The organism is Bacillus sp. REN10, from assembly GCF_016820555.1.
Lineage (GTDB): Bacteria > Bacillota > Bacilli > Bacillales > Domibacillaceae > Bacillus_CE.
Window position 1 is genome coordinate 96,973 of sequence record NZ_JADHDW010000005.1, and the last position, 18,046, is coordinate 115,018.

An 18,046-nucleotide genomic window follows, 5' to 3' on the forward strand; every position below is an offset into this window, starting at 1 on the left:
TCGTTTACAAAAAGGTAAAGGGAAAGTGCCGAACTTCCGTTAAATAGGGAAGTCAGGCACTTTAGTTAAATTATCGTAAAAAGTCCATTAACGTTGGCTGAATAATTCTCGCACCAATGCCAAGAGCCGCCCGATGAATCGCTTCTTGCGTTTTCAACTCTGTGATGACTTTTTCCGTGTCCACATCTTCGTTTTCTGACATCACTCGTTTTGCAATCACTTCTTGCTCATCCACTCGTTCTTCCATTAGTTCAATCCGATTTAAGCGAGCTCCCATATTGGCGCGCTCAAATGTCACGGCATCAATATGCGTATCTAGCTTAGACAGGAATGGGTTAATGTCTGCACCGTTTTTGCCATCTTCTAAATTCTTTATTAGATCATTTACATCTTTAAACAAAGCATCATTAAAGACATTTTTCGGATTGGCATTTACCTGAATTTCTACTCCTTTTGAGAGTTCGATGAGCACCGCTTTATCATTTTGAGAAACCGTTGGCGGATCAACAGACACATCCACCGGTTTATTTAATGTGTCCGTTCCATTAAATAAATATTTATCCCCGAACTTGGTGTTGGCAATTTGCGCTAAATGTTCTTTTAACTGCTTGACTTCTTTACTAATGGCCTCTCTTTGACCTTCTTCATACGTATCATTACTAGCTTGCACAGTTAACTCACGGAGACGTTGCAACGCTTGTGTAGCTTTATCAAGTGCCGAATCCGTATTTTCCGCCCAGTTATAAGCTTCTGAAAAGTTTCGCTTATATTGTTCTATCTCTAACACCGCTGTCCGATACGTCATTCCCTTCATCGCTACAACCGGATCATCTGACGGTCTCGATATTTTCTTCTGTGTATTCATTTGTTCTTGCAATTTTCCTAGTCTTTCATAACTGTTAGAAAGATGGGTTAGCATGTTGTTAGATAACATTGATTGCGTAATACGCATCATTTATTCACCTGCCTGATTGATTATCTGCCGACGACGCCCATGCCATTAATAATTTTATCTAGCATTTCATCGACGACTGTAATATTTCGTGCCGCTGCGTTGTAAGCGTGTTGATATTTAATTAAATTCGTCATTTCTTCATCTAGTGAAACAGAGCTGACGGATTGACGGTTCTTTTCTACGGTCTTCGCTAACACTCCGCTATTCTTCGTTAGCCGATTAGCCTCCAAGCCATCGACGCCAAGCCGACCAATGACTCCTTCGAAAAAGGTCTTAATGGAACCTGATTCAATAGGTAAACCATCCGCTGCTGTTAATAATTTATCGGAAATTTTCCCTAATGCGATTGCATTGTTTCCGTTCCCGCCATTAGATACAGGCTTAGAGGGATCCGTTGTTAGATCAGCTTTTTCTGTTGAAGCCGCAATGTCTTTTGGTAATAAATTGTTCATTGTGATATTTTTAGCAGCATCTTTTTCAGTTGCCAGTCCAGTAAAAAAGTCTTTTCCTTTTGTCTCTTGGTTTAGTCCATAACCGTCATCATGAACGTCATTAAACACCATTGCAAACGTATAGGCAAGCTTATCTAAATCATCTAGCATATTCGGATAAATACCTTTCACATCCGCTCCGTCTTTATACCCGTATGCTTCCGCTAATGCCTTTAATTTTCCTTGAGTGAAATCTGTGATCTGTATCGTTGTACCAGTATTTACTTTAAAACCTGTCACTGCTCCATCTGGTAAATCAGCGATTCCATCACCGTCACTATCGATCGCAGCATTTTCTGATTCAACGTTGATTTTATTGACTGTTGTCCCTTTAACTAATTCCACTGGGGTGCCATCAGCCTTAATCATGGAAATATTATAAACACCCTCGGCAATCTTGAGTGCATGTCCACCTGTTTCTACTGGTTCCACTTTGATATTCATATGCTGAGACAATTGATCGACTAATACATCCCGCTGATCATACAAGTCATTTGGCAAATACCCATGCGGCTCAATTTCTCCAATTTGTCTATTTATATCACTGATTTGATCAAGCAAAGAATTGATTTCTTTAATGTTGACACTAATTTGATTGCCAAGATCTTTTTGGACAGATGAAAGAGAGCTATGCAAGTAATGAAACGTATCAACTACTGCTTGTCCGCGCTCTAGCACGACGACACGTGCGCCTTCGTTTTCTGGATGAACGCTCAAATCTTGTAGCGATCCCCAAAATTCACCCATAACCGCCGACAATCCATTTTTACTCGGCTCATTCATAATGTCTTCCATCTTGCTTAAGGAATCCGCGCGAGCTTGCCAGTAGCCAAGTTTGTTGTTTTCCCCGCGGAATTGCGTATCTAGGAAGCTATCCCGCACCCGCTGTACAGACCCCGCTTCGACTCCCGTTCCCATTTGTCCAGGAATGTTCGGGCGGTTCATACCTATACCTGGATAAGGTTCTGTCGTTTGAAAGTTAATTCGTTGGCGCGTATAGCCTGGTGTGTTGGCATTGGAAATGTTATGACCGGTTGTGTATAAAGCACTTTGTTGTGTGAACATGCCGCGTTTGGCGGTTTCTAGTCCATGAAAAGTGGATCTCATATTGGTCCTCTCCGTTCTTTTAGTTCATTTTCATTAGAAGAAGCGGTGTGTTGCTTCACCGCTTCTATCTGTTTAGGCTTGCGAATCAAACATGGAACGCTTTGACTGTCCCGTTTTTCTTTGGGCCGGATGGCTGTATGTTGGCTGTTCGGGCTGCGGCCGCATGAGGCTCATACTCATGTTGACAAATTGTAGCGATTGATAGATCAATTGCTGATTCAGCTCGTTTTGTTCTTTCAGTTTCGTCACTTTTTCGGTGAGCCCCTCTTTCAGCGTTTGAAGTGTACGCTTCTCTTGTTCGGTGACCACTTCTTGACAGTCAGTGAGCGTGGCGTCTATCTTTCCTGTCAGAGCAGCCGCTAGTGTTTGCCGCTCTTTTTCCATTGTATTGATGGCAGCGACATATTTCTGCTCGTCCTTGAGCAATTGATCGAGTCCGTTCATATCGTTTTGTTTCATAATGTCTGTTTTCTTTTCCGCTAGCGTGTAGAGCATATCATGCAGACGGTTCATTTTATCCAGTACATCGATTAATTTCTGTGCGGACATGATGTCTCCCCTTGCTTTCTCGGCGGTGGGCCGCTAGTTATTTATGGTTTTCTAAAGAAATGGATCAGTCCATTGGCGATCTGTTCCGGATTCGGCTGATACTCGCCATTCGCCACTTGTTGTTTCAAGCTCGCTATCTTCTCTTTACGTGCTTCTAAGAGCTTAGAGGCTTCTTGCATTTCTTTAGCCGTTGACGAAATTTCGACCTTATCCGCTGGCATTCCGAAAAGTTTCTTATTTTCCTCTTGTTTGTTCAACTGCTTTTGGTATGGATTGATTCCGGATACGCCTGTTCGTTGAATTTTCAATGCATATCCCTCGCTTTCTAATTTCCCTTTTGCTACTATTTTGCCTTTATATCGGCAAAATAAAAGGAAAGTTTAGTGACAATGACTAAGTCGACTTTCCTATTTTTTCATTTTAAAGCTTTTTCTTATTGACGGCATAATAAGTCGCTTGTCGCTCGCTCTGCTCTTTCTGGTGTTGAAACTTTTCTTCCTTCTGTAATCTCTTAATATCCTCTTCAATTTGCTCCGTGCATTTTAGACAAAGCTTTCCTTTGCTAATGATGGCCCCGCAACGATCACACGGATAGCCCATATTCGGAAAATGAGCAGCGTGGAGGCGGCCTTTCTTCATCCATTTATGAATGAGTTCTTCTTCCACTCCCGTTGCCTCTACTACCCGCTCAATAGTGGCGGCGCGATTTTCCCGCTGACGCAAAAATTTATACACTTTTTCATACATTTCTTCTTCTTCCCTGGCGCATTTCGAACATACATCACGAAAGGCATTGCTCATATATAAGTCGCCACAACGGGGACAATTAATGATTTCACTCATGCTTATTCCTCCAATTGCTGTCTTCTATAACTATTATCCTCGAACGAGTGTAAAGGAGCAAACTTCTTTAGCTCCTGCTTCTTTCAGTAATTTGGCTGCTTGTCTCAACGTAGATCCTGTAGTATATATATCGTCAAAAATCAATATTTTTTTATTTTGACAATCATTTTTTTCATGAAGGTGAAACACTTGCTTGCTGTTCATACGTTGTGAGCGCGATTTCTTGGACTGCTTTTCCGTATGCACACGCCTAAGCATTTCCGTTACGTCAACGCCTGCTTCGGTGGCCAATGCCTTAGCCTGATTAAACCCTCGCTCATGAAGCCGCTCATCACTTAATGGAATAACGGTCGCTTGATCATAATCGAGCTTTTCTACTACGCGGCGAATGTCCGCCGCAAAACTGCGAGCAAGCACATAATCGCCGCGATATTTAAAGCGGGCGACCCATTCCTTCATCGCCTCATTGTACATAAACAAGGAGATATTTTTTTCTAACACGCCTTGAAAGTGCGGATCTTCTTCCCAGCGCAAGCAGTCTTGACACCAGCCATTCTTTTTGTAGGCATCTTCCAATTCATTCAGTGGTCGCGAGCACATTTGACAGCGTTCTCCTTCAATTCGCACAAAAGCAGATCGGCATGTATCACATAGCTCCGCTGCTTGCTCGATCAATAAAAACTGGCGCCAATTCAAGTGCAACATCGTCTCTTCGTGGCATAATAGACAGCGACTCATTCATCAATCAGCCCCCTTTCCCGCCCTTCTCTGTTCATCGCTTCAACATGACTAATTGCCCGAAGCATCGCTTTCGTACGACCGAAGTGAAAAAAGGTAACCGCTCCATCTGGAAAATCCGCACTTCGCCCCACCCGGCCAGCAATTTGCACGAGCGCACTTTCGGTGAAAATGTCGTCCTCCGCTCCGATCACCGCCACATCAATATTCGGAAACGTGACCCCTCGCTCTAAAATCGTTGTCGTTAATAGAAAGGGAAGCTTTTTTTCACGCATGAGCGTCACTTTTGTTTTTCTATCAGGATCTTCCGCATGCACGGCTTGCACACGCGGGTCTAGTTTCTGAAATAAGGGAAGAGCTTGTTCCATGATGTCAATATGCGGGAAAAAGAGGAGCGCTTGTTTGCCTGATGCGAGGCGTGTTTTTAGCCATTCTTCGACGTTCGGTGGAATTTTCCCTTTCGTAAATGCTTTTTGCCAACGACCGCACCAACGCATGTAGGGAACAGGGAGCGGATGGCGATGAAAGCGAGCGGGGATCTTGATAAAGTTTCTTTTCCCTAATTGACAGTCTGTTTGCCATTGTTCATTTGGTGTTGCTGTTGAATAAATAAGGGACGAATTTCGTTTACGAGATTTTTGCACAGCAAATTGCAGGGCAGGATCATAAGAGTAAGGAAAAGCATCGACCTCATCGACAATCATGACATCAAATGCTTCTTGAAAGCGGAATAGTTGGTGAGTGGTCGTAACAACGAGAGAGCTGTATTTATGACGATCGGGACTGCCGCCATAAAGAGCCGCGACATCCACACCCGGGAACACTCTTTGTAGTCGCGGAGCCAATTCCAGAACGACATCGGTTCTTGGGGTGGCGATGCACACTCGCTTTTGCGCTTGCAGAGCAGTTTCAATGCCGTGAAATAATACTTCTGTTTTTCCCGCACCGCATACGGCCCAAATAAGCCACTCGCTATGTTCCTGCACCGCCTCGACAATGGCATCAGAGGCGGTGCGCTGTCCTTTTGACAACTGCCCCTTCCAATTCAACCGGCCATCTTCATGCTTGGTTGGCGTCGGGCCTATCCAACACACGAGCCGGGAACACTCCGACACGCGCCCCATCATCAAGCAGTTTCGGCAGTACGTGCATATTTGACCACAGCGAGCACATGGGAATTGGGCAAAAAGCTCCTCACTATGATTGCCACATCTCGCGCAATGATAGTGATTTTTTTCTTTGGATACACCTTGGAGAAATCGAACCGGTTGATCATGAAGGGAAAAGGGGATTTCTTCTTCGAGCAATAATCGACCGGAGAGGAAGAAGGCTAGTTCTTGATTCATGTCATTCAGCTCCTTAGTGAATGGGGATTGGACTTACCACTCTATTATAAAGGAAATAAGCGGGAGAGTATGTTAATTTTAGGTGAGGGAAGAGAGGGAGTGCCAGTTGAATGATCGACAATCCCTCAAAATACAAAATGAGCCATCCCTCTAGAGAGATGGCTCGCTGCCTTTATTATTTCTTCACCCATCCCATACCGAGTGAGCCTTCGCCTAGATGTGTGCCGATGACGGGTCCGAAGTAGCTGATACCGAATTCAGCTTCCGGAAAGCGCTGTTGTAGGCTTTCACGCCACTCATGAGCCTCTTGTTCACGATTGGCATGAATAATGACCGCTTTAAGCGGCTCGCCTTTTTTGTAATCCTCTTCGAATAAGTCAGCGACGCGTTTTAATGCTTTTTTGCTTGTACGAATCTTTTCGAATGGAATGATGATTTTATCGACAAAGTGAAGGATCGGTTTCACTTGCAGCAATCCGCCAATGAAAGCTTGAGCTCCGTTGAGACGGCCTCCGCGCTTTAAATGATTTAAGTCATCGACCATGAAATACGCCCGGACGGATGATCTCATCTCTTGCAGCGCCGCCATAATTTCTTCCGGCCTCTTGCCTTGATTGGCTAATTCCGCCGCTTTCAGCACATAAAAAGCTTGCGGAGCGCAACTAATTTCGGAATCGAAGGAGTAGACATCGAGGCCTTCTACCATGTCTCGGGCAGCGATCGATGTTTGGAACGTGCCGCTAATGCCGCTCGATAAATACACCCCGACGACCGCATCATAGTCTTTAGATAGATCTTCATACAATTGCACAAACTGACCGATCGGCGGCTGAGAAGTGGTTGGAAACTTTTCTTCACCGCGAACTTTCTCATAAAATTGTTCCGCTGTAATATCCATTTCTTCCCGATACGTGTCCTGTCCGATAATTACACTTAACGGGATCATATGTATGTTCAATTGATCGCGCAATTCTTTCGAAAGATAGGCTGTACTATCCGTTACAATTGCCGTTTTCATATTTATACCTACCTTGTTTTTAAATTTGACGTTAGAAATGCCATATTCTTTTTATTTTATAAGAAAAGAGTAGCTTTTGCACCATTTTCGTACAATTTTATTATCCGTCATAACGAAAAGGCCTCTCCCAAAAAGCAAAGCCTTTAGGAAGAAGCCTTATCTTTTCTTACTTCTTAATTAATACCGCTGTGAAAGTCACTGGACCGTTTAGAAAAACGTCGTCTCCGCTTGGTTGTAATGTTACTGTGTAAGTTAAGTTGTCCTCATTAGAGTCAATTTCATCTACGTGAGCTAACGGTTCCACTACTTGATCATCGTCACCTTCGTCATCAATTTCAATGACAGCTAAATAAATCTCTTGACCTGGAATGAATACCGCTGGGCTTCCCTTATAGATTCTCATTAGCACTGTACGAACATTATTACTATCGTTGTCTAATCCAAAAACCCCATTTAACCAAACAAGATTGCCTTTCTTCACTTCATCCAAAGTAACGGAAGCGACAGGAGTTTGAACGTTAGCTGGCAATTCAAAACGGTTGGAAATAGAGATATTCGGCTCTAGTGTATAAAACTCGAAATCAACAAAACTTGCTTTCGGCTGTTTGTGAGAATGTTTGTGAGAATGATGATTGTTCCCTGCCTCTTCATGGTGTCCACCACAATGTCTACCCATTCTCATCACCTCCTTTCTTATACTTCTAGTAAATGCAAGAAAGGAAGAGTTTGAATGGGTTAAAAGTTTAATAGGCTAAAAAATGGTTATTTCACATGTTGTCCATAGAAAAAGCAGGCTGCTCTTTGTACAGAACAACCTGCCTCCATTAAAAAATGTTCGGCCACTCGCTGCGTTTTTCTAGCATATTTCGGGCAATCTCTTTCGCGCCTTCTAAACTATGGCTTGCCGCCCAGCCGCATTGCACTTCATTGCACGCAGGTACCTCGGTAGCGGCGAGTACATCCTGCAGCGTCTGTTCGACAATCTGCAAAATATCTTCATAGTCATCATGATTAATGACCGATAAATAATAACCCGTTTGGCAACCCATAGGACTAATATCAACAATCTGGTCGGAGTGATTCCGGCTGAACTCGGCCATCATATGCTCTAATGAGTGAAGAGCTGGCATGTCCATATGTTCTTGATTCGGCTGACAAAAACGAAGATCATATTTATGAATTTTGTCTCCATTGACTCCTTCTTTCATGCCGGCTAAGCGAATATATGGCGCCTTTACCTTCGTATGGTCGAGATTAAAGCTTTCCACGTTCATGCGTTGTTGATTTGTCATGTCCTACACCCCTTTGACTGAAAATTGTCTTTATTATAACAATTTTTAACCATTATTGCATCGCAGACAAAGCGGCTTGTTTCCATCCTTCTTTTTCTTTTTTAAACGTCATCACTTGGCGTATTTCATCTTCTACTTCTTTCCCCGTCTCTAAATCCTTAGTCACCGACTTCATCACAATAAACATATGAGCTTCTTGCTTTTTTTCATCATATTGAATAATTTTCGTATGTTGCGGCTCCATATGTATATCAAAAGCGTCGAAATATTTTTTGACATATTGACGCTCTTCCTCTAAATCACGAGAAGTTTCAGAAAGCGTATCAATGTAACCATCTAAATCTTTAGCGTTAAAGGTCGAAATATGCTGCTCAAACACAGCCATAATTTCTTCTTTTACTTCAGGTGGTAAATTTTTTGCTTCCTCAATCGGTTGCTTCACCGTTTGACTTGGCGTTTCATTCGTTTCTTCCGCTTGTTTTGGCTCTTCCTTCTTCTCTTGCTTCGCTTCTTCCGCTCCACATCCAACCAGTAGAGCACTAATGAACAAAGCCAATCCGCCCCATTTCAACCTTAGCACATTCATCCCCGTCCTTTCCGTACTATTGTATGTTAAAATGGAGTCATTCCTCAACTGAAAGAGACAAGAACGAATGATAAAGTGAGTAGATACTTCATGAACAGGTCATACTATAGATGAACACCATGCCTTCAAATGAAAAATGATCCTTTTCGAACCGTGTTCTCACTGAATCATTCGCTTTCGACCAATAATCGACTACTTTTCGTACATAATTGTTCACAACCAGACACATCACACAAAAAAAACGCCCGCCGTAGCGGACGATCTTTCATTATCGGACTTCGACCCAGCCTTTTTTAATCGCAGTCACAACTGCTTGGGTACGGTCATTGACGTTCATTTTTTGCAAAATATTGCTGACGTGGTTTTTAACAGTTTTTTCACTAATGTACAAAGCATCACCAATGCCGCGGTTGCTTTTTCCATCCGCTAGAAGCTGCAGCACTTCACATTCGCGACGCGTCAATAAATGAAGCGGACGGCGCACTTCTACTTGTTGGAAACCCTTACCTTTTCCTTCATCATTTGCCAACCGGCGATAATCTTTAATGAGATTGTGGGTCACGCGCGGATGCAAGTAAGATCCTCCGTCAGAAACAACTTTGACTGCTTCAATTAAGGCATCTGCATCCATTTCTTTCAATAAGTAACCCATCGCTCCGGATTTCAAAGCATGTGTCACATAATTCTCGTCGTCATGAATGCTCAAAATGATGACTTTTGTATTTGGAAACTTGTCCACAAGCGCACGTGTCGCTTCTACACCGTTGACTTCCGGCATATTAATATCCATTAACACAACATCTGGGCTGTGCTCGATGACAAGCTTCATAGCTTCCGCTCCATCATCTCCTTCAGCTACCACCTCAAACGAATCTTCAAATTCTAAAATCCGCTTAACTCCCTCACGAAACAATTGATGATCATCGATAATAACGATTTTTGTTTTCATTCTACTTCCCCCTCTATACAATACTATTCTAAAATAGGAATGCTAATCATAACGACAGTTCCTTGATTTGGTTTAGATTGAATCGACAGTTCCCCCTCTAAAAGCTCTAGCCGTTCTTTCATTCCCATGATGCCAAATGATCCTTTCTTTTTCTCATTGACATCAAATCCTTTGCCATTGTCTTTCACAACGACTAGTACATTCTGTTTACTGATTTCTAGTTTGACGGTGATCTTGCTTGCTTCAGAATGTTTAAGAGCATTTTGCACAGATTCCTGTATGAGTCGGAACAAGGCTACCTCTAATTTGGATGGAAGACGCTTTTCAACCCCCATATTTATAAAATCAATTTGTGTCGCCTTATTTAATGATTGTGTGTATTCTTCAGTTGTTGCCAAATATTTCTTTATAGTTGGAATTAAACCTAAATCATCTAACGCCATTGGACGCAAATCATAAATGATTCTTCTTACTTCATACAAAGCGGAACGAACCATCTTCTTTAAATCGCGCAACTCTTGAAAGGCTTCTTCTACATCCCGTTCTTTATATAATTTCTCGATTAAGTCAGATCTCAATAGAACGTTGGCCATCATCTGAGCAGGACCGTCATGAATTTCCCTTGACAGTCGCTTCCTCTCCTCTTCTTGTGCCTCCATGATTTGAAAACCGAATTCTTGCTTTAAGCGAGCATCCTCTAACACTTCTCCAATTCTCTTCATGTCTTGGTTTAAATAGTTTAAAACAACAGATACTTGGGCGACAAGATGTTCCGCTCGCTCAATCGTAGATTCAACCGACAATAGCCGCCTTTCTAAATCGTTTCGCCTTTCAATTAATTGCTTCTCACTTTGCCTTGAAATAAGCAGCTTCATTTGCAAATCATGAGCTCTTTCATATGTCTCGCGGACAAATTCTTCCGAATAAGCATGAAAATTCTTACTGACTTCCGCTAACCTCTTTCGCGCCATATTGACTTTCAGTTCCAGCTGATCTTGCTCTTGAATCAACATATGTACTTGATCACGAACAGTATTGAGCTCTTTGAGTAATAATTGGTGGTCCTTCCTACTTTGTTCGGCAATAGTAAAGATTTCTCCTTTGCTATTGTCCACGGTTTCAATGATTTTTTTTAATATCGTATCTAAAACAGCTATATTATTGTTCATATTCAACATAAAATGTCCTTCCTCCGACAATACCATTTTACCTGTATATTTGATTTTTCACTAGAAAGAACAAACAGTTTCATGGAAATTTAATTAAAAAGGCACATATTTGTCATTTATGTAATATACCACTAGGCCTTAAGTCTTTCTATTCATTATTTACAAACTCCTTACTCACTATGTAACCGTTATAGCCTACGATAAAACATACTTTTTCCCTATGGGGACGATGGTATTATAACATGTGAATTTTTAACTTATGTTAAGGTCACATAACGGTTTGATTAAAATTTGATGTAAGAAGCGATATCGCTTTGTTCTTTTCCTATTTTTATATATGATTAAGTAGGATTCATTCTCTATGATCCATGAACTTACTAGCAATACTTTTTTCATAATGAATTGGAGGCAGGTCTATTGTTATCTCAATATTATACGGTCAAAGGCTATGGAGAACATGAAATCGTTATACAAAAATCGCGGTTTATCGCCTACGTCAACCGGGCGGAAACAGAAGAAGAAGCCCAGCAATTTATCGCTGATATAAAAAAACAGCATTGGAATGCGACACATAACTGCTCTGCTTATATGATCGGAGAAACAAACTCCATTCAAAAGGCCAATGACGACGGCGAGCCGAGCGGAACAGCAGGAGTGCCAATGCTTGAAGTGTTGAAAAAGCGAAATTTAAAAGATACGGTGGTTGTCGTTACCCGTTACTTCGGGGGCATTAAATTAGGGACAGGTGGATTGATTCGCGCTTACGGCAAAGCTGCTTCAGACGGAATTACCGCAACGGGTGTCGTTGAGCGCCGTCTCATGCAAATTATGAAAACAAAGATTGACTATACTTGGCTCGGCAAAATTGAAAACGAATTACGCTCCTCTGTTTATGCGATTAAAGATATTCATTATTTGGATACGGTCGAAATTGAAACATTCGTTAAAGAAAACGAAAAAGATGCATTCACTGCATGGATGACCGAACTAACGAATGGACAAGCCACTATACATGAAGGCGAAGTGCTTTACCAAGAACAACGGATTGACCCGAATTAAAAAAATAAAATTTACTGTTAAATGTAATCATAGTAAAATGAAGTGTGGGTCATTTGATCAAGTGATCAAGGTATGAATAGCTGTATTGAAAGATTAATTATTGAAGGAGTTAAGGAATTCATGTCAACAGAAAGACAACGTATGCAAATGCGCAAGAGGCGAAGAAGACAACGCCGCATTGTGTTTCTTGTGTTACTCCCATTATTGTTTCTCATATTTACTGCCGCTGGTTATGGTGCCTTTTTATACAAAAAGGCAGAATCCGTTTTCACAGACTCTTACCTTGATGACGGACGTCAAAAATCGAAGCTTCGCGATGCTAAAGTTCATCCATTGAAAGATAATATTTCCATCCTATTTATCGGAGTAGATGAAAGTGAATCACGCAAGAAAGAATTTGGAGAAAAAACACGTTCAGACGCTTTAATGCTCGCGACATTAAACATCGAAGATAAATCGATCAAATTAGTCAGCATCCCTCGTGATTCCTATGTGTATGTTCCTGAAGTCGGATACAATACGAAAATCAACCACGCCCATGCTTATGGTGGCCCAAAAGCGACAATTGAAACAGTAGAAGAGCTATTCGACTTGCCTGTGGACTATTATGTCCGCATGAACTTCTATGCCTTTATGGATGTAGTCGATGCACTCGGCGGAATTACCGTTGATGTGCCATATGAATTAGAAGAAAAAGACTCTAGAGACTCACACAATGCCATCCATTTAAAAGCAGGAAAACAAAAGCTGAACGGTGAAGAAGCATTGGCACTTGCCCGCACCCGCAAATACGATAGTGATATCGAACGCGGTGAACGTCAGCAGCAATTGCTTAAAGCGGTTGTCAAAAAGGCGATCTCTGTCAACTCCATCACAAAATATGACGAAATTTTAGATGCTGTCGGTGCGAATATGCGAACAAATATGACATTTGGAGAAATGAAGGCCCTGATCGAATACGGAAAATCCGGTAGCCTGAAATTTGACACCATCACTCTAAAAGGAGAAGATGGAAAAACAGACGAAGGTGCTTATATTTACCAGTTAGATGAAACGGAATTTGAAATTGTTAAAAAGAAACTAGCTAGACATCTTGGATTAGAAGAATAAAAAAACAGTACCTGGAAACGGGTACTGTTTTTGGCTTTCCTCGTCTCTATTAATCTAGCATGTAAAAAAAACAGCTATCGACACTCATCGACAGCTGTTTAATTGATGATCAGTTCTTTTTCACTCGAACGCGCATCAAGTTCATTAACGGTTTATAGTCGGAGCCAACAAGCCCCACACTTTCCACAAATAATTCAATCGCTACCACTAACACCGTGATCAGAATTAGCGCGCCCCAAATGGTCGCCATCGTAAAAATAACCGCGGCTAATCCAAACATGGAAGCAATCGCATAAATAATCACAACCGTCTGCTTATGCGTATACCCCATGCGCAACAAGCAATGATGAAGATGAGATTTATCTGGAGCAGATAGCGGCTGCTTATTCACTTTTCGTCTAATAATCGCAAAGAATGTGTCCGTAATCGGCACACCGAGAATAATAATCGGAATAATTAACGAGACAACGGTGACATTTTTGAATCCCAGCAAAGCGAGCACGGAAATGATATACCCTAAAAACAGCGCCCCCGTATCTCCCATAAAGATCTTAGCTGGATGAAAATTGTAATGTAAAAATCCAAGCGTGCTTCCTAATACTAGCAAAGCGACACTCATTACATACAAATCGCCTTTCATATAAGCCATTAAGCTAATGGTAAACAAGGCAATTGACGACACACCTGCGGCTAGTCCATCGAGTCCATCAATTAAATTAATCGCATTCGTAATGCCTACAATCCAAAGAATCGTCAGCGGAATACTTAAATAGCCAAATTCCATTTGACCGCCGAACGGAAGGTTAATATCTTCCATTTGTACACCACCATAAACAACGACCACGAGCGCAGCGAGCAATTGCCCAGCAAGTTTGACTTTAGCTGATAATTCAAAGCGATCATCCAGCACGCCCGTAATGATAATGATGATGCCGCCCAAAATAATCGCTAAATTAAAATCAGCTTGAGGCTGCAACACAAACATTCCAATCATAAAGCTGATGAAAATCGCCAATCCTCCCATACGGGGCATAATCCTCTGGTGTACTTTACGATAATTCGGTTTGTCCACTGCACCAACAGCAATCGCCAATTTCTTCACAAGCGGCGTAATCGCTAGCGATGCGATTAAACAAATCACAAAGGCAAGGGCAACCATGTAGTACCTCCTTAAAATAATGAGCAAATGGATATATGTTCATCTTAAATCATTGAAGTCAACATCATTATTTTTTACAACATAAAATAATTTTACAGCAACTCATCTTACATTTTCTCATAAACTGTTTTTTTTTCAACAATTTAATTGTAAATTTTTCTGTTTCAAATCTTTTACAAATTCCATACATGTTCGAAATATATCCTCAACCGCTAATTTCACTGCATTTACAAACCAAAAAAACATTTTCAAAATTGTCGAACGAAGTCTGTTATGATGGTCAACTGTTGTGTATTTTGGTAAGATTAAATAATGATTTAAAGTGATTTTTGAGGAATTACTCTAAGGGAGCGTATAACTACATGATTTCGTTTTTAAAAAAACTAAGCGATTCAAATGATCAGCGCTTAAAAAAATATTATAAACTTGTCGAACAAATCAATGCATTAGAAACTGCTTTTGAGCAATTAACCGATGAGGAATTAGCCCAAAAAACAGTCCAATTTAAAGAAAGATTAGCTAACGGGGAAACGATTGACGACATGAAAGTTGAAGCATTTGCCGTCGTCCGTGAAGCTGCTAAACGAGTGCTCGGCATGAGGCATTATGATGTGCAGCTCATCGGCGGTCTCGTGCTCACCGACGCCAACATTGCGGAGATGCCAACAGGGGAAGGGAAAACGCTTGTCGCTTCGCTTCCAAGCTATTTGCGTGCCCTTGAAGGAAAAGGTGTTCATGTCATTACAGTCAATGAGTATTTAGCACAGCGGGACTGCGAAACGATTGGGCCCGTTCATGAGTTTCTCGGCTTAACAGTGGGATTAAATCTCCCAATGATGGAACCTGATCAAAAACAAGCGGCCTATCGAGCAGATATTACATACGGCGTAGGAACGGAATTTGGTTTTGATTATTTAAGGGATAATATGGTGTGGCACCCGACTCAACGCGTTCAGCGCCCCTATCATTTTGCCATTATTGACGAAGTGGACAGCGTGTTAATCGATGAAGCGAAAACACCATTAATTATTGCCGGAAAGATGCCAGGCAGCTCAGAACTCCATTATATCGGTGCGCGGGTAGCCAAAAGATTTAAACGAGACGAAGACTATCACTTAGACGATGAGACGAAAGCAGTCAGTCTCACCGATCAAGGCATCGAGAAAGTGGAAAAAGCCTTTGGCGTAGATAATCTATACGATCTTGAACATCAAACATTGTATCACTACATGATTCAAGCGGTGCGTGCTCATGTGATGTTTAAGCGGGATGTGGATTATATCGTCAAAGACGGCAAGATTTTGCTTGTCGATATGTTTACCGGCCGGACGATGGAAGGCCGCTCATTAAGTGATGGCCTTCACCAAGCGATCGAGGCGAAAGAAGGACTGGAAATCACGGATGAAAATAAAACACAAGCATCCATTACCATTCAAAATTACTTCCGGATGTACCCTTACCTGTCCGGCATGACGGGAACAGCGAAAACGGAAGAAAAAGAATTTGAACAAGTATACAATATGATGGTCATCCAAATTCCGACAAATCGGCCGAAGCAACGAGTCGATATGCCAGACTTCATCTTCTCAACCACTGATCAAAAGTATCAGGCGGTTACAGAAGAAGTCAAGAAAAGACATCAAACCGGACAACCCGTGCTTGTCGGAACCACCTCCATTTTGCAATCGGAAAAAGTCGCAGAGTACTTTACAAAAGCCGGACTCTCGTTTGAATTATTAAATGCCAAAAGCGTAGAACAAGAAGTGGAATTAATCTCAAAAGCCGGGCAAAGAGGGCAGATTACGATTGCTACTAACATGGCTGGCCGCGGAACCGACATCCTTTTAGGAGAAGGTGTCCATCAACTAGGAGGACTGCATGTCATCGGGACTGAGCGTCATGAAAGTCGCCGGGTCGATAACCAGTTGAAAGGACGCTCCGGACGTCAAGGGGACCCGGGATCCAGCCAGTTCTTCATTTCATTAGAAGACGATATGTTTAGACGTTTCGCGAAAGAAGAGCTGGAGAAAATGGAGAAAAAGTTAGACATCGACGAAAATGGCCTTGTGCTCAACAAGAAAATTCATGAATTCGTTGATCGAACGCAGCGAATTGTCGAAGGAGCCAATTTCTCGATGAGGGAATACAACTTAAAACTCGATGATGTGATCAATGAACAGCGCAATATTATTTACAGCCTCAGAAACAAAATGGTGAATGAAGAAGAAATATTTGACCATTTCCTTCATGTGGTCAAGCAAGCTAGCCAACAAGAAATAGAGCATACTTGCCAGGAAGACCAACCAGTGGAAGAATGGGATATAAAGCAGCTACAAACCGCCATTGAGCTCATCCTTGGTGATCGTTCCATCACTTTACCAGAAGATATAGCAAGCAAAGAAGAAATTCAACAGATCGTCAAGGAAGCGGCTGATCACTACTGTGAAGAACTCCAAGCATTAGTTGAGCCATCTTGGGATGATTATATAAAACAAATTACCTTATCGAATATTGACCGACTATGGATCAGCCACCTTGAAAATATGACAAGGCTGAAAGAAGGAATTGGCCTTCGCTATTATCAACAGGAAGATCCGATGCGAATTTACGCGCGTGAAGGTTTGCAAATTTTCTCCATCATGCATCATCAATTACAGAAGAATATCGCCACTCAATTCGGTTCATTTGTTCATGAACTAACTAAAAAGGAGTAATCATCTAATGTTATCTTTTTTTAAAAAGAAAAGTAATGACACGAACAAATTAAAAAATGATGGACTAGAAAGCACGGTTCCATCTAGTAAATTAATAGACAATGAGATGCCTGAATCAACAGAAGAAGTCGAAACACCTCTTTCCATTCATCCAGCAGCTACCATTTCGCAAGAACAAATGTATGTCCTGCGCTTTTTAAACAATGAACTGCCGTTATTAAAGGCAAACCAATTATCGTTATCAGGCATTGAATGGGAAGAACAACCAGAAGGACTAGCGGTCTCGGCCTTCGTTCGCAACTCCGTGGATAAGGAATTGCAATTAGGGGAAGTCCGACTATTGCTGATTAATGAACAAGAACAAGTGAAAGCAAAGCATGTGTTTAATATGAAAGAGCTCGGCAGTCTGCCAGCCACAAGCAGCCGTCCATGGACCTTCCTCTTCCCGAAAGAAACGGTGATTCCATCGGTTCCTTTAGAAAAGGAGAATTGGACGCTTGCCTTTGACTTAACGTCGACGAAGCATGAATTAGATTTAGCACCAGCTTGGGAAGAAGCATTACCAGAACAGCAGAAGGAACAGTTACGAAAAATCGTCGCTGAACTGGGTACACCAAATAAAGATGAACTGAATTTCACTGGCTTACAAGCCCATTTTTCAGAAGAAGGACAATTCCATGTGACGTTATTGATCCGTAACGGTTATGAGAAAAACTTGAAAATCGAACAGCTTCCACTGCAAGTGTTAGACCAGCAAAAAGAGGTCATCGCTGAAGGGCAGTTCCATTTTGAGGACTTCGAAGTGAAAGCCAATACAACGAAGCCATGGACCGTCATCTTCCATAAAGAACTAGTGACAAAAGAACAGCCGGATTTAACAACTTGGAGCGTTCGTGTAAAAGGATAGTTTCCAAAAATAAATTGATGATATTATATCCAAGATATGAAAATTTTTCTTGTG

Annotated in this window: 18 protein-coding genes; 4 read left to right on the top strand and 14 right to left on the bottom strand. The window is 41.7% G+C overall.

Annotated elements, in window-relative coordinates; genetic code table 11:
• Nucleotides 1-70: 70 nt before the first annotated feature.
• From flgL to IRB43_RS09880, 13 genes are all read right to left on the bottom strand, one after another.
• Nucleotides 71-952 carry a flagellar hook-associated protein FlgL gene (gene flgL / locus IRB43_RS09820; protein WP_203363397.1) on the bottom strand — a complete coding sequence of 294 codons (882 nt, stop codon included), beginning with the start codon at nt 950-952 and terminating at the stop codon, nt 71-73.
• 23 nt (nt 953-975) lie between these two features.
• The gene (gene flgK / locus IRB43_RS09825) at nt 976-2,553 is read right to left on the bottom strand and encodes a flagellar hook-associated protein FlgK (RefSeq protein WP_203363292.1); all 1,578 of its coding nucleotides are present in this window, start codon (nt 2,551-2,553) and stop codon (nt 976-978) included.
• 72 nt (nt 2,554-2,625) lie between these two features.
• The gene (locus tag IRB43_RS09830) at nt 2,626-3,102 is read right to left on the bottom strand and encodes a flagellar protein FlgN (protein WP_203363293.1); all 477 of its coding nucleotides are present in this window, start codon (nt 3,100-3,102) and stop codon (nt 2,626-2,628) included.
• Between the two features lie 41 nt (nt 3,103-3,143).
• Complete coding sequence (gene flgM, locus IRB43_RS09835; RefSeq protein ID WP_203363294.1) at nt 3,144-3,410, bottom strand: flagellar biosynthesis anti-sigma factor FlgM; 267 nt, start codon at nt 3,408-3,410, stop codon at nt 3,144-3,146.
• A 112-nt stretch (nt 3,411-3,522) separates the two neighbouring features.
• Entirely contained in the window at nt 3,523-3,945 is a 423-nt protein-coding gene (locus IRB43_RS09840) for a TIGR03826 family flagellar region protein (protein WP_203363295.1), read from the bottom strand.
• Between the two features lie 33 nt (nt 3,946-3,978).
• On the bottom strand, nt 3,979-4,683 hold the full coding sequence (locus IRB43_RS09845) for a ComF family protein (RefSeq protein WP_203363296.1): 705 nt from the start codon (nt 4,681-4,683) through the stop codon (nt 3,979-3,981).
• Complete coding sequence (locus IRB43_RS09850; RefSeq protein ID WP_203363297.1) at nt 4,680-6,029, bottom strand: ATP-dependent helicase ComFA; 1,350 nt, start codon at nt 6,027-6,029, stop codon at nt 4,680-4,682. Before IRB43_RS09850 ends, IRB43_RS09845 begins: the two co-directional genes overlap by 4 nt.
• Before the next feature lie 175 nt (nt 6,030-6,204).
• The gene (locus IRB43_RS09855) at nt 6,205-7,047 is read right to left on the bottom strand and encodes a DegV family protein (RefSeq protein WP_203363298.1); all 843 of its coding nucleotides are present in this window, start codon (nt 7,045-7,047) and stop codon (nt 6,205-6,207) included.
• A 166-nt stretch (nt 7,048-7,213) separates the two neighbouring features.
• Nucleotides 7,214-7,723, bottom strand: coding sequence for a hypothetical protein (locus IRB43_RS09860; RefSeq protein WP_203363299.1), 510 nt, complete (start codon nt 7,721-7,723; stop codon nt 7,214-7,216).
• 148 nt (nt 7,724-7,871) lie between these two features.
• Entirely contained in the window at nt 7,872-8,339 is a 468-nt protein-coding gene (locus IRB43_RS09865) for an S-ribosylhomocysteine lyase (protein WP_203363300.1), read from the bottom strand.
• A 52-nt stretch (nt 8,340-8,391) separates the two neighbouring features.
• On the bottom strand, nt 8,392-8,919 hold the full coding sequence (locus IRB43_RS09870) for a nuclear transport factor 2 family protein (RefSeq protein WP_203363301.1): 528 nt from the start codon (nt 8,917-8,919) through the stop codon (nt 8,392-8,394).
• Nucleotides 8,920-9,193: 274 nt separating this feature from the next.
• Nucleotides 9,194-9,874 (bottom strand): response regulator, encoded by a 681-nt coding sequence (locus IRB43_RS09875; protein WP_203363302.1) that lies wholly within the window; start codon nt 9,872-9,874, stop codon nt 9,194-9,196.
• A 23-nt stretch (nt 9,875-9,897) separates the two neighbouring features.
• Nucleotides 9,898-11,052: a sensor histidine kinase gene (locus tag IRB43_RS09880; protein WP_203363303.1), complete on the bottom strand. Its 1,155-nt coding sequence runs from the start codon at nt 11,050-11,052 to the stop codon at nt 9,898-9,900.
• A 408-nt stretch (nt 11,053-11,460) separates the two neighbouring features.
• On the opposite strand from IRB43_RS09880, the gene IRB43_RS09885 reads away from it, so the two are divergent.
• Together IRB43_RS09885 and IRB43_RS09890 are read left to right on the top strand one after the other, a co-directional pair.
• On the top strand, nt 11,461-12,102 hold the full coding sequence (locus IRB43_RS09885; RefSeq protein ID WP_203363304.1) for a YigZ family protein: 642 nt from the start codon (nt 11,461-11,463) through the stop codon (nt 12,100-12,102).
• Nucleotides 12,103-12,222: 120 nt separating this feature from the next.
• The gene (locus IRB43_RS09890; RefSeq protein ID WP_203363305.1) at nt 12,223-13,212 is read left to right on the top strand and encodes an LCP family protein; all 990 of its coding nucleotides are present in this window, start codon (nt 12,223-12,225) and stop codon (nt 13,210-13,212) included.
• Nucleotides 13,213-13,321: 109 nt separating this feature from the next.
• On the opposite strand, the gene IRB43_RS09895 is transcribed toward IRB43_RS09890, so the two are convergent.
• Entirely contained in the window at nt 13,322-14,371 is a 1,050-nt protein-coding gene (locus IRB43_RS09895) for a glycosyltransferase family 4 protein (protein WP_203363306.1), read from the bottom strand.
• 362 nt (nt 14,372-14,733) lie between these two features.
• Here IRB43_RS09895 and secA2 point away from each other — a divergent pair, with 362 nt between their 5' ends.
• A complete protein-coding gene (gene secA2, locus IRB43_RS09900) occupies nt 14,734-17,085 on the top strand; it encodes an accessory Sec system translocase SecA2 (RefSeq protein ID WP_203363307.1) in 2,352 nt (783 codons plus the stop codon).
• A 7-nt stretch (nt 17,086-17,092) separates the two neighbouring features.
• Complete coding sequence (locus IRB43_RS09905) at nt 17,093-17,992, top strand: accessory Sec system S-layer assembly protein (RefSeq protein WP_203363308.1); 900 nt, start codon at nt 17,093-17,095, stop codon at nt 17,990-17,992.
• The last annotated feature ends 54 nt before the right edge of the window (nt 17,993-18,046 follow it).